12 protein-coding genes are annotated in these 12954 nt (G+C 56.9%); 3 read left to right on the top strand and 9 right to left on the bottom strand.

Annotation, left to right across the window (positions count from 1 at the left end):
• Positions 1-116 precede the first annotated feature (116 nt).
• The 4 genes from AC0J4F_RS19175 to ndk all read right to left on the bottom strand — a co-directional run bounded on the left by AC0J4F_RS19175 (position 117) and on the right by ndk (position 4685).
• Positions 117-2213: a molybdopterin-containing oxidoreductase family protein gene (locus AC0J4F_RS19175; protein WP_473024364.1), complete on the bottom strand. Its 2097-nt coding sequence runs from the start codon at positions 2211-2213 to the stop codon at positions 117-119.
• A 109-nt stretch (positions 2214-2322) separates the two neighbouring features.
• A complete protein-coding gene (locus tag AC0J4F_RS19180; protein ID WP_473024365.1) occupies positions 2323-2760 on the bottom strand; it encodes an EF-hand domain-containing protein in 438 nt (145 codons plus the stop codon).
• A gap of 86 nt (positions 2761-2846) precedes the next feature.
• The gene (locus AC0J4F_RS19185; RefSeq protein ID WP_473024366.1) at positions 2847-3980 is read right to left on the bottom strand and encodes a YHYH protein; all 1134 of its coding nucleotides are present in this window, start codon (positions 3978-3980) and stop codon (positions 2847-2849) included.
• 282 nt (positions 3981-4262) lie between these two features.
• On the bottom strand, positions 4263-4685 hold the full coding sequence (ndk, locus tag AC0J4F_RS19190; protein ID WP_133950293.1) for a nucleoside-diphosphate kinase: 423 nt from the start codon (positions 4683-4685) through the stop codon (positions 4263-4265).
• Between the two features lie 233 nt (positions 4686-4918).
• Between ndk and AC0J4F_RS19195 the strand changes: the two genes are divergently transcribed.
• Entirely contained in the window at positions 4919-5794 is an 876-nt protein-coding gene (locus AC0J4F_RS19195) for a DUF4344 domain-containing metallopeptidase (RefSeq protein ID WP_133950295.1), read from the top strand.
• A gap of 121 nt (positions 5795-5915) precedes the next feature.
• On the top strand, positions 5916-7802 hold the full coding sequence (gene abc-f, locus AC0J4F_RS19200; protein WP_473024367.1) for a ribosomal protection-like ABC-F family protein: 1887 nt from the start codon (positions 5916-5918) through the stop codon (positions 7800-7802).
• A gap of 220 nt (positions 7803-8022) precedes the next feature.
• Here the strand turns inward: abc-f and AC0J4F_RS19205 are convergent, their stop codons facing one another.
• Positions 8023-9015: a hypothetical protein gene (locus tag AC0J4F_RS19205; protein ID WP_133950303.1), complete on the bottom strand. Its 993-nt coding sequence runs from the start codon at positions 9013-9015 to the stop codon at positions 8023-8025.
• A gap of 393 nt (positions 9016-9408) precedes the next feature.
• Here AC0J4F_RS19205 and AC0J4F_RS19210 point away from each other — a divergent pair, with 393 nt between their 5' ends.
• Complete coding sequence (locus tag AC0J4F_RS19210) at positions 9409-10113, top strand: HAD family hydrolase (protein ID WP_133950305.1); 705 nt, start codon at positions 9409-9411, stop codon at positions 10111-10113.
• A gap of 265 nt (positions 10114-10378) precedes the next feature.
• On the opposite strand, the gene AC0J4F_RS19215 is transcribed toward AC0J4F_RS19210, so the two are convergent.
• The 4 genes from AC0J4F_RS19215 to AC0J4F_RS19230 form a co-directional block, all read right to left on the bottom strand.
• Positions 10379-10774 carry a rhodanese-like domain-containing protein gene (locus AC0J4F_RS19215; RefSeq protein ID WP_473024368.1) on the bottom strand — a complete coding sequence of 132 codons (396 nt, stop codon included), beginning with the start codon at positions 10772-10774 and terminating at the stop codon, positions 10379-10381.
• Between the two features lie 34 nt (positions 10775-10808).
• Positions 10809-11243, bottom strand: coding sequence for a peptidoglycan-binding protein LysM (gene lysM / locus AC0J4F_RS19220; RefSeq protein ID WP_473024369.1), 435 nt, complete (start codon positions 11241-11243; stop codon positions 10809-10811).
• A 318-nt stretch (positions 11244-11561) separates the two neighbouring features.
• The gene (locus AC0J4F_RS19225; RefSeq protein ID WP_473024370.1) at positions 11562-12272 is read right to left on the bottom strand and encodes a class I SAM-dependent methyltransferase; all 711 of its coding nucleotides are present in this window, start codon (positions 12270-12272) and stop codon (positions 11562-11564) included.
• On the bottom strand, positions 12269-12721 hold the full coding sequence (locus AC0J4F_RS19230; protein ID WP_473024371.1) for a DNA polymerase III subunit chi: 453 nt from the start codon (positions 12719-12721) through the stop codon (positions 12269-12271). The genes AC0J4F_RS19225 and AC0J4F_RS19230 overlap by 4 nt, the downstream gene beginning before the upstream one ends.
• Between the last annotated feature and the right edge of the window lie 233 nt (positions 12722-12954).

The following is a 12954-nucleotide window of genomic DNA, read 5'->3' on the forward strand; positions in this document are numbered from 1 at the left end:
ACATGTGCGCGCAGAAACCCATCCGGTCTCCATTGACCTCAAAAAAGGTGTTATCAGGTGATCGAGGTGGGCCGGAGTAACACTGATTGCGTGACGAAAGCCTTTGGAGACTTTCCCTAAACCGCCCGCACCCAAACGGCTGTGTCGTGATAGGCTGCACCGCCGTAAGGGGCGACCGGGTCGGCACCGGTAAGCGTGTTGATGCCGCGGCCATCCTCAAAAGCCTCGTTCGGCCAGATGCCTTCCGAAATCACCGTGCCCGGTGCGACCGTCTCAACAAACCGCGCGTGCAGCGTGACTGCGCCGCGCGCATTGCCCATCTTCACCATGGCGCCATCGGCTATTCCGAACGTTTCGGCATCCTGAGGCCGCAGCCAGACTTCCGGCCGACCCTCCTTTTTGCGCGAGCCGTCGGTCTCGTTGAAGCTGGAATTCAGGAACGAGCGTGCCGGCGCCGTCACCAGCCGTAGCGGGCATTCTTCGTTTGCGGCTTCAATTGCATCCCACTGATCTGGAAATTCGGGCATTTGCTGCCACGGACCGAAGGGATCGCCAGCTGGCTTGTTGGGGGCAGCGGAGCGGCCCCAGTCCGGTTTAAAATGAAATTTCTGATCCGCATGACCGAAGCCGTTCAGGTAATGCGCCTCGGCAAAATCGGGTTGCAGATCGATCCACTTGTTTGCTTCCAAATTCTGCAAGGTGCCATAGCCGGAATTTTCCAGCATCCAGGCGATATGGTCGCGCGCACTCTTCTCAAATCCTTCATGAGATTTTGAATCAACGCGAACTGCGATCTCATTCAAAACAAACAGGTTTTCCTTTGGCCCTTCAGGCGGCTCGACCACCTTTGGACCAAGCAAAAGATACTGATGGCCGCCGCCTTTATAGATATCGTCGTGCTCGAGGAATTGCGTTGCGGGCAAGACGATATCCGCCATTTCGGCCGTTTCCGTCATAAACTGCTCGTGGACGACGGTGAAGAGATCCTCACGCTCGAACCCCTTGCGCACTAGCTCCTGTTCCGGGGCGACCGACATCGGGTTGGTGTTTTGGATCAGCATAGCCTTGACCGGAGGCCCGCCCAACAACGCGTCCTGATCACCCGTCAGAATACGCCCAATCAGGCTTTGATCCAGCATCCGGACAGATGGATCGATCAGGCTGTTCGCCTCGATCATCTCCTTGTTCAGTTGGTAGATCGCCCCATTGTTGTGAAAGGCACCGCCGCCCGCAACTTGCCAGGCGCCGGTGACCGCTGCGATGGAGGCGGCCGCGTGCATGGCCACCGCGCCGTTGCGTGCGCGGGTGAACCCGTAGCCGAGACGGAAGAAGGTCTTCTTGACCTCACCGATCATCCGGGCAACCTCTTCGATCTGAGCCACCTCAAGACCGGTGATCGCGGCTGCCCATTCTGGTGTCCGCGTTTGAAGATGTGATTCCAGTTCCTTCGGGAAGTCCGTGTATTTGCTCAGATAATCCCAATCGGCAAAGCCATCCCGGAAGAGCACATGCATGATTGCACAGGCAAGTGCGGCATCGGTCCCCGGTTTCAAGATCAGGCCAACATCCGCCTGTTTCATGGTCTCGGTCTTGTAGACGTCGATGACAATGATCTTCGCCCCGCGCGCCTTTCGAGCGGCGATCGCGTGGGTCATGACGTTGACCTGCGTTGCAACCGCGTTGGTGCCCCAGATCACGATTTGGTCTGAGACGGCCATTTCGCGCGGGTCAGGCCCGGCCAGTTTGCCGGTGCCTGCGACATATCCAGTCCAGGCCATGTTGGTGCAGAAGCTGTCGAACTGGCGGGAGTAGCCCTTGGCGTGGCGCAGGCGGTGAATGCTGTCGCGCTGCACCAGCCCCATGGTCCCGGCGTAGTGATACGGCCAGACGCTCTCGGCGCCGAATTCAGCTTCTGCTTCCAGGAATTTTTGGGCAATCAGCTCGAGTGCGGTGTCCCAGGAGATTTCCTCAAACCGCCCTTCCCCTTTCTTGCCGACCCGCTGCAAGGGCTTCAGCAAGCGCTCCGGGTGATAAAGCCGCTCGGCGTAGCGGGCGACCTTTGCGCAGATAACACCGGCGGTATAGGCATTGTCCTTCGCGCCGTTCAGCCGCTTCACATCGCCATTGGGATAGAAATGAACATCCAGCGCGCAGGTGGAGGGGCAATCATGTGGACAGGCGGAAAAGGCAGATTTTGGCGGCTGCTGCGTCATGGATCATTCCGGTCTTTGAACACGAGCGATCCTTATCCCTTTTCACGCGCACAACCGTCAAGCACAGCTTTGTTCGGGTGACATTTGCGAGAGAGCAGACCCGCATGTGTTAGCGCAACTTGATGCGTGCATCGCGGTCGTGCCATTTGGTCTGAAATTCCTCGGCACTGACCACACCATCCTTGTTCTCGTCCATCAGGTCGACCCAGGTGCCAGAATTCGACATGAATTCACCGGCTGACACTTTGCCGTCGCCGTCGACGTCGTTCAGGTCGAGCCCCATCAACATGGACGTGTCTTCGGCCCCGGAAGCTACCCCGGTTTCCGCGCTGACGGTAAACTCGTCGCTGTCCAGAAAGCCATCCTTGTTGGCATCAAGCTTTGCAAACAGAGCTTGCCTGCGCTTTTCGGCTTCTTCGAGGGAGACAGCGCCGTCGTTGTTTACATCCCATCGTTCTAGAAAACTGGCCCCGGCATTGTCAGCCGCCTGAACATGCGCTGTGCCCAACACGCCCGCAAAGAGTGCCGGTAAAAAAATTGATTTCATAAAAGCCCCCAGTTTCAATCCGTGGGCAGAGCACACTGTCCAAAGATGACAAGGGTGCGCATGCCCACGCACCCTTGTCTCCTTATTCAGCTGCCACTGCAAGGGCCGCGGCCACCTTGCCGGCGCTGACCATGACGCGGCCCAACCCCCGGGGGTGGCGGGCGATGACCGCCCTGAAGGAACCGGGGTCGGTGGCCACCCTGTGCTTGGATTAGTGTCAGAGCCGCTCCGCTGTTGTCCGCCATTGCCGTGAAATCGATTGTCGGCACACTGTTTTCGGGATCAGCTGCAAGCTCTGCAAACTGGCTTTCGGCATCATCAACTCCCCCATCCGCGCGGCGTTTCAAGCGCTTGAAACTGCTGTCCGCAGATCCCATCCAGCAGCGGGGAATGTAAGGAAAACTGTCGGTCAAGACGTAGTGATAGGTACCGTTCGGATATTCCGGGGTAACGGCGAAACGGCCGTTGCACTGGTCCAGATCCCCCGCCCCTGGCACATAGGTCCAGTCCTGGGTGAATTTGCCATTGTAACGCCCGCCCGGCCCGTTTGGACGGGTTCCGCTCTTAACCCGATAACTGCTTTTCAGCTTCTTCACCGCCGATTTCTGCTCAGAGTTCGAATAGCCATACGGCCCGTAGATCGAAAATCCATCCGCTGCCCATCCGATCAACGCGGGAACGGAATTACCGCCTTCAGCGGCCAGAACCCCGGTCGGAATGCCGTGATAGTGATAAGTCCCATCCGGCTGCACATGGGCATTGTACTTGTCGAGCCCCAACTTGCAGGCCCCGCCCAGCGCTTCATAATTCCAGCCCGAACGACGATCATTCTGCCAGTATTCCGCCGTACCGGGATCCATAACCACGCCGTTGATCGCAATGCCGAACACAGCCCCTTGGGCGTTTGATGCTCGGCCAGTCTTGCGGGGAGTGAGCGGGACTTTCAGATTGTAGTTTTTTTTGGAAATTGAATGCGGATTGTTGCGGTTCGGGAAGGTGCCCGGTTTCTTGACCGGATAACCATTGGCGCGGATCCGCCGTGTGTTGCCATCCACCGTGATGTTCGCTGAGGCTTCGGCTTCCGGAATCAGAAGCTCCAAAACATCTTCTCCGAGGTGGTGATGTTCAAGCGCTTCTTCACCTGTCAAAGGCGCCGAACTGTCATGCGCTGCGGCTGGTGAGGCAGCCAGTGCACACATGAGAAATGCAGACTTGCGCATTTCATTGTCTCCCGTGTCTTAAGCCCAAGACACACTCAATATGGCTGCATCGTCAAGCAGATGCTGTCCCAAACCGGTATGGAAGTGTAACGGAATGTATCGGTGCGTTTTTCACGCCTCCGCCGTCCCGGCCTTGCGCCGGGACCTGTGACCAGCGTTCAAGCATGGCGTCGGATCAAGCCCAGGGCGTCGCAGTGGGAGTGGCAGGAGGCTTCCCAAACACAAAAAGGGCCGGCCACTTGCTGCGGCCAGCCCTTTCAAATTCAATCAGCTAAAGAGAAATTAGCCGACCAGCTCGGTGCCGGAGAACCAGAAAGCGATTTCTTCTGCAGCGGTTTCCGGAGCGTCGGAGCCGTGAACAGAGTTTTCGCCGATGGACAGAGCGAATTCCTTGCGGATGGTGCCTTCGTCAGCATCTGCCGGGTTGGTTGCGCCCATGACTTCACGGTTCTTCGCGATAGCGTTTTCACCTTCCAGAACCTGAACAACGGTCGGGCCGGAAGACATGAATTCAGTCAGTTCGCCGAAGAACGGACGCTCTTTGTGAACAGCGTAGAACGCTTCTGCTTCACGGATGGACATCCAAACGCGCTTGGAGGCAACAACGCGTAGGCCTGCGTCTTCGAACTTCTTGATGATGGCACCGGTCAGGTTGCGCTTGGTTGCGTCCGGCTTGATCATGGAAAACGTGCGTTCAATCGCCATAGTCTCGTCTTTCTCGATTTTGAGGAAAGGACCGGCAACACCGCCGTATCCTGCATCTTTTTAAAATTTCGCGGCCTTAATAACGGGGCCTTGCCCCGCCCGCAAGGGGGACATGGCATGACATTTTCATGTCGATGACCGATTGCCTGCGCCTTTTGCCCGCTGGCCATCAGTTGGATTGCCGCCTAATCTGGTGAAATCTCAATCGTGTCTGCCCAAACAAGGTTCGCTGAATGCGCCAGTTTCTGACCCGTTTCCATCCTTTGCTTTGGGCGCGCCGCGCAACAGCGGGATTGGTTTTGCTTAGCGGGATTGTAGCTGTCGCGCCAACCACTGGGGTCCACGCCAACAGCTTCGCCACCCAGGACGCCCGGCTGGCAGAACTGCCTTCAGAAGATCTGGAAGACCTCTTGGTGTTTGTCGGTGGCAATGCGCTCTTTGCAGCCTATCACGAAGCCGGGCATATGCTGGTTTCCGAACTCAACATCCCGGTCCTTGGCCAGGAAGAAGACGCCGTCGACAATCTCGCGACCTTGTCCATGCTGGCTGCTGACGATGACGAGACGGATCTTCTGCTGATCAATGCGATGATCGGCTGGTTCCTGGTTGCCTCACTCGGCAGCGACGATCTTGTCTTTTACGGCGAACATGATCTCGATGAACAACGCGGCTACCGGATCTTGTGCCTGATGGTCGGCGCGGATGAAGACGCATTCCTGGATCTTGCCCGTGATCTTGATCTGCCGGAGGAGCGCATCGAGACCTGCGCCTTCGATTATGAACAAACGGCTGCATCCTGGGAGGCCGTTACCGATCCCTATCTCCGCGATGGCGATACACCGGCCGGCCGGATCGCAATAGTGCACGACCCGGCCCCCAAGGGTCTGGAAAGCGTGGCCCTGTTCTTAAGGGAAGCGGAAATTCTGGAACAGGTCGCCGATGAACTCGACACATTTTATGATCTGCCGGAACGCGTCACCTTCCGTGCGGCGAGTTGCGGGGTCGAAAATGCCTTCTGGGATCCGAACACGCGGGAAGTAATCTTGTGCCATGAGTTTTTAGGCGGGCTGGCCGAACTCTATCTCACCGATCTGAAGTACGACAATTAGGCAGTAATCCGTCCTCGCCTATTGTGTGCTCTTGCAGCTTTGCCACAGGTTGCAGCCTGCAGACCCGCCTTATCCGCTTTCCGCTTGCATCCGCTGCGCTGCTCGGCCATTGATCCGGCCCATGTTGCAAATATCGGATCTTACCTACCGGATCGGGGACCGTCTCCTGATCGACAAAGCCAGCGTAACCCTGCCCGCCAAGGCCAAGACTGGCCTTGTCGGCCGGAACGGGGCTGGCAAATCGACGCTCTTCAAGATCATCACCGGGGACCTTTCGTCGGAAACCGGTTCTGTCCAGATCCCGAAACGCGCCCGCATCGGCCAGGTGGCCCAGGAAGCCCCGGGCACGGAACACACCTTGATGGAAGTGGTGCTCGCCGCCGACACGGAACGCACCAAACTGTTAGCCGAGGCAGAGACTGAGACCGATCCGGAGAAAATCGCAGAAATCCATACCCGGCTTGCCGACATTGGTGCGCATACGGCAGAAGCGCGGGCGGGAGCCATTTTGTCCGGTCTCGGCTTTGACGCCGCCGCCCAGCAACGGCCCTGCTCGGCCTTTTCCGGCGGCTGGCGCATGCGGGTGGCGCTCGCTGCGGTTCTGTTCTCCGAGCCGGATCTGTTGCTGCTTGACGAGCCGACCAACTATCTGGATCTGGAGGGAACGCTTTGGCTGGAAAACTATGTCGCGCGCTATCCGCACCAGGTACTGCTGATCTCCCACGACCGGGATCTCCTGAACAAGGCCGTGGACAGCATCGTTCATCTCGATCGCGGCAAGATGACCTATTACTCCGGCGGCTATGACAGCTTTGACCGGCAGCGCCGCGAAGCGATGATCCTCGCAGAAAAGGCCAAGGAGAAACAGGACGCCCAGCGCAAGCACATGCAGGCGTTTGTTGACCGCTTCCGCTACAAGGCCTCCAAAGCCCGCCAGGCACAGGCCCGGCTGAAAATGCTGGAAAGGATGGAGCCGATCGCAGCGCTGACGGAAGAAAGCTCCAAGCAGATCCATTTCCCGGATCCGGAAGGCCGTCTCGCCCCGCCGATCATCAAGCTGGAAGGTGTCTCAACCGGCTATGGCGACACCAAGATCCTCTCCCGTCTGACGCTGAACATCGACACTGATGACCGGATCGCTCTGCTTGGTGCCAACGGCAACGGCAAGTCGACCTTTGCCAAGCTGATTTCCAACCGGCTCGGCGCGATGGACGGGGAAATCACCAAGGCAACCAAGCTGAAGATCGCCTTCTTCGCGCAGCACCAACTCGATGAATTGCGCCCGGAAGAAAGCGCGGTGGCCCATGTGCGCGCCCTGATGCCGGACGCTCCGGAAGCCAAGGTCCGCGCGCGCGTTGCCCGTTTTGGCTTGCCGACCGACCGCCAGGAAACACCGGCAAAGGACCTCTCGGGGGGTGAAAAGGCCCGGTTGCTGCTTGGCCTTGCGACCTTCGACGGCCCGCATCTCCTCATTCTCGATGAGCCGACCAACCACCTGGACATCGACAGCCGCGAAGCGCTGGTTATGGCCTTGAACGAGTATCAGGGCGCGGTCGTTCTCATCAGCCACGACCGACATCTGGTCGAAGCCTGCGCCGACCGGTTGTGGCTGGTGGCGGGTGGCAAGGTCGAGCCCTATGACGGTGACATGGAGGATTACAAGCGGCTGATCCTGCAAGGCCCGGAAGCGGCACAAAAGGCGCGCGACAAGGCGGTGGCGGCCGAGGCCGACGCGGCCAGCGCCCAGGAAAAACGCCGGGAAGCGGCCCAAAAGCGCAGCCAGCTGAAACCGCTGAAACAAAAGATCGATGCGGCGGAAAAGGAAATGGCACGCCTGCAAGAAAAGATCGCCAAGATCGACGACATGCTTGCCGATCCGGAGTTCTTCCAGACAGATCCCGAGCGCGCCGCCAAATTCGCCAAGGAACGCGCCTTTTGCGAGAAAAAACTGGTCAAAACGGAAGAAGACTGGCTGGAACTGTCAGCGGAGTTTGAAGAGGCGGGGTGAGTTCTCCGCTGCTTTGGTTCGAGGGGTGAATAATGTTCCGGTGCCTCTTTCCTCGTCATCTCTGAACTTGCTTCGGGCATCCAAACAGTGAATTCTGCCCCCTCAGCATGGCTTACCGGGCGGATGAGAAACGACAAGGATCCCCGGATCGGTGTCCGGGCATAAGGAGTGTTGTCAGAAGCCGAAGAAAAGCGCTGCACCCACCCGGCCCATCCGTCCGTCAAATCACCGCCTTCAATTCGGTGATCTCGGCGTCCATGCTGTTGATTTTCGAAACAACTCCCTCTGCACTCGTTGTCAGCATCGCCGTTTCGTTGCGCAGTTCCGAAGTGTCGGTGTGAAGGGCGTTCACTTCTGACTTCAAGCTTCTAATCGACGCTTTTAGTGCTTGGCTTTCTGTTTGCACGCCCCGTACTGCAAGATAGACATTCTTGAGATCTGTTTTAGACGCCGCAAACGAAATATCGATCCCCGTAATCGTTAAGTTAAGTAAAGGCTTCACAAGGGCAGATGCGCCGACCGTCAGAGTAAAGTCGGCGTCACCATTGATCGTGCTTTTTGCACCGAAATAAAAATTGTTGGATGTACCTTTTGTGAACGTATTCTCTGTTTCACTGACCTTGTACTCCTCCCCCAGAATGCTCTTGTAATGACCTTTTGAGTATTCATAAATCATTCCTGTTGCATCGCCATTTGTGCTCGTGCCTGCGCGTAAGATGATGTCTTTGTCGGTACCGCTTTCAAACACAATCTCGCCAGCAGATGCCTTTACGTTGATATCACCAGTCGTTGACGTGATTGATACGTCTCCGGACACGGTAACCGTGTATGTATCGTCAATGATCAGTTTGTACGTCCCACGGGTTCTTTGATGAAAATCCGCTGTGTCCGAGTACATTCTTTCTCGGGTTTTCAATAGAATGCGCCCATCACAGGCTAAAAGGATGCCCTTGGCATAGTCTTTTTCTCCTGCGGCTACTTCGGTCGATGTCTTGCCATCAGCCGCTGAATCTTGAATGTGCTGATCCGGATAGTACTCATCAATAAAACCGTCCAATCGGGCAGTTTCTTCAACGTCGCTATATTCCCCAAGGCGGAGCATTGCTCCAAGTTCATCTTGTTCCGCGTCAACGTCGGCATTGTATGGTACGAGGAAATAGACGTGCGGCTTGTCGTAAAGACTGTCAGTGCCGGGCTCATCTTCAATCGACATGGGCAGGCCTTTTCTAGGAAAGAGACAGGAAGCGAATCTGCAGAAACAGCGACACAAATACCCGAGGTATATTGGATAGCCCCATTAGAGTATGACGTGCATGATTAAGACTTTGTGGACCAACCGGCGAGAGGCACAGGTCACTTGCCGTGACACACCCTAAGGACGCCGCGTTTGGAAACGAAACGTCATGAACCCTCGGACCATGTCCGATGTGACATGGTGCAGGCTTATCCAATATCGCTGTTCGGTCCCGAACTCCCTAACAAATCCTTGCCACAAAGCCTTTAATCCTCCTCACCCGGCACACATGATTTTGACGGCGCTGCCTTATGGTTCTCGCGCAAAGGGAACGGCTGCTGCCAAGCGGCCTTGGGATGAGACGAGACAACCGTGCGCGAAAAAATCACCACGCTGGGGTTTGATGCCGATGACACGCTTTGGCACAACGAACACCTCTTCCGGCTGACGGAGGACCGGTTCGCCGAGTTGCTGGCCGAGTACACCGATCCGCAAGGCCTGAAGGACCGGCTGCTGGCGGCGGAAAAACGCAACATCCTGCACTATGGCTACGGCATCAAGAGCTTTACCCTGTCGATGATCGAGACCGCGATAGAGGTCACCGACCGCAGGGTCCCGGCGAACGTGGTGGCGCAGATCCTGGACGCCGGACGGGAAATCTTGAGCGAACCGGCAACGCCCCTGCCCTATGTTCTGGAGACGCTGAAGGCGGTCAAAGGCCGCTACAGGTTGATCATGATCACCAAGGGTGATCTGTTCGATCAGGAGCGCAAGGCCACCGGGTCGGGGCTCGACCGCTATTTCGACGCTCTGGAGATCGTTTCCGAAAAGACACCGGAAACTTACGAGACACTGTTCCAGCGCCACGGCACGGGGGCGCAAGAGGCCATGATGATCGGCAACTCGCTGAAGTCCGATGTGCTGCCGGCGCTCGCCGCGGGCTCTTTTGGAACACATGTGCCCTTCGGCCAGACCCGGGCGCTGGAAGAGGCCGATGTTCCGGAGGCCTCCGAGCGTTTTTACCAGATCGACCACATCGGCAAGGTGCCGGAACTGCTGGCGAAAATCGCCGCTTGACGGGCAAAGGCCTTTGAAAGAGCCTTCCCCTATTCTCTGCGGTCATCCCCGCCTTGTGCGGGGATCCATTGGCACCCGTGTCCGCGGGAACGCGTACAAACCGAGTGGCAATTCTTTATCCGAACAATAAATCGGAATGCGCGGAGCAGTGGATTGGATCCCCGAATGAATCGGGGATGACCGGTGTGCTGTGTTATCGCACTGTGCCTAATCAAACGCTGCAGAAGCACGATGCTGGAGTCGAAGGTGACAAGTTCGCTTCAGCTCAATCGTCCTTTTCGACCGGACCGCCCTGTTTGACCCAGTCGGCGAAACCGTCGGTGATGTGGGCAGCTTCAAAGCCCATGGATTTCAGGGTCGCAACTGTCAGCGCCGAGCGCCAGCCGGCGGCGCAGTGGAAAACGAACTTCTTGTCCTCTCCGAAAATCTCTTTGAAATAAGGACTTTCCGGATCGACCCAGAACTCGGCCATGCCGCGCGGACAGTGAAAACTGCCCGGAATGTAGCCGGAGTGCTTGCGCTCACGGATGTCCCGGAGATCGACGAACTGAACGCGCGGATCCTCGACAAACTCTATGGCGTCCTTCGCTTCGATTTCCTCGATTTGCGCCCGCGCCTGGGCGACAAGCTCGGCTGAGGAGATTTTCAGTTTTTGGGTCACGGGCAAATCTCCTCAACCTGTTTTTTGTCTCGACTTAAAGTGCCGGAATGCGCAAGACCTGACCCGGATAGATTTTGTCCGGATGAGAGAGCATCGGCTTGTTGGCTTCGAAAATAGCCTCGTATTTGGCACCATTGCCATAGGCTTCTTCAGAAACTGCCCAGAGCGTGTCACCTTTTTCCACCGTGTGGAACTTGGCTTCCGGCTCGGCGGTGGCCACTTCGATCTCTTCTTCGACCTTAGCAACACCCAGTACGTTGCCGACCGCTAGGATCAATTTTTCACGCGCTTCCTGGGTTGGTGCAGCTCCAGCAACTTTCACGGTGTCGCCTTCGACTTCGACTTTTACGTCGCCATCAAGACCAAGTTCGGCGACTTCCTTTTCAATCGCCTTGGCGCTGTCTTCCGGTGCCTCATCATCGCCCCATAGGCTCTTGCCCGCATCTTTCACAAAATCAAAGAATCCCATTTCCCATCCCCTAAAAGAGCTTAACCCAGCTGCCAACCGTCAATGAACCCGGCAGCGCTTCACTTAGCGGCAGCAACGCGGTCAATGCAAAGAATTTCCCTGCCTCTGAGGCAGTTTCCACATGATGGCGCAGTATACTTGCAGCCTTTGCCGACAAACCGGCGACAACTATTTCCTTAGACTGCACACTTCAATTGATCGAAACACCGGAAGCATTCTATCATCCGGCATCGACCGGAATTCATCCGGTCAACTGCGAACTGAGAGACACCCCTTTGGTCTGAAGCATTGTTACCAGAACTGGACTAAGGAACTCGTTTAACTAGTACGAAAAAATACTGCCCGGACGTGCGGAATGGTCCGGCCCGGACGCTCAATTTCATAAAACTCTTCCCGGACCATTTTCAGACCGAACGTTTCAAAACGCCGCCATTCAGATGGTTTCATCGGCCATGGCGGACCTTGCGCCTTTCCGTCTTCATCCTGGCAGCGGTTGATCAGAAGCAGCCGTCCCCCCGGGGCGACCAGACCAGCCATGACCTCAACCGCCTTGGTGCGCAAATCGCCATCGAGCGCCTGAATGGTGTAGCACTCCTGAACCAGATCAAACGCGCCTTGCCACCCGTCCGGCAACCGAAAGAGGTCTGCGGTACGGTAGGAAACAGAACTGTCCGGAAACCGCTTTTGCGCCCACAAAATAGCGTCTTCCGACAGATCGAACGCTTCCGTTTTGTAGCCCGCCGCTGCAAGCGCCTCGGCATTGTCGCCAAGGCCGCAGCCGATATCTATGGCGCGACTGCCCTCGCCTGGATTATCTGCAAGCCATTCAACGATCGCCTCTTTGGGCGCCAAATCCGCCCACGGAACAGCGGCCGGATCGCCGCCAGCTTCGCGGTAAACCGAATGGAACCAGCCCAGCCGGTCATCGGCCACGCCGCCCTTGGCACCGGTCAGTTCATCAATCCGGTGCCGTGCCGCATCCCGGCGCGCCATGAATGTACTGTCGGAGTGAACCGTCTTGTCGCTCATGCCTTGCGCTCCCAGCCGCCCGCTTCCGTTTGCTGCCAATAAGCGATCTGGAAACCGGAGGATTTGGCTTCCTTCCAGCGCATCCGCGCCTCTTCGACCGCCCCCTGATCATTGCCGTCAAACATGTAGATCGCGCGTTTATAAAGGTCGAGCGCTGGTGGTGCGGCCCGGTTCACGAGAAAGCGGACGTCCGCCTCGTTCGGATTATCCTGCTCGAAGGTCAGGTAGATCGGCTGATGTTCCGCATATCCATCGGCCTTGGTGCCGTGCGGCAGAAAGCTGTCGTCCTGATAGGTCCACAAATGTGCATCGAGCGCATTGCACCGCTCCTGGGATCCGGTTTGCACAACCACTTTCCAGTCACGGTCCAGACACTTTTGAAGAAGTTCCGGCAGGGCCAACTCCAGCGGCTTGTGCAGGAGATGATAAAAGACAACTTCAACGCTCATAAGGTTTCAACAACACCTTTTTGAAGACCCACAATCAGTCACCATGCACAGCACTATCATGCGCTGGCGGTCATAAGTGATGCAGCTCGGCCACAGGCGGGGCGGCAAATTGCATCCACACAAAACCGACCGTGGACACCTTAGCCGAGTCGTTGCATTAACCTTCCGAAAATAACCGTTCGTTAGGCTTACCGCCGGGGACGATCTTTCAAGATCTGGCGTTATGGCTGGGG

Source organism: Roseibium sp. R5 (assembly GCF_055755305.1).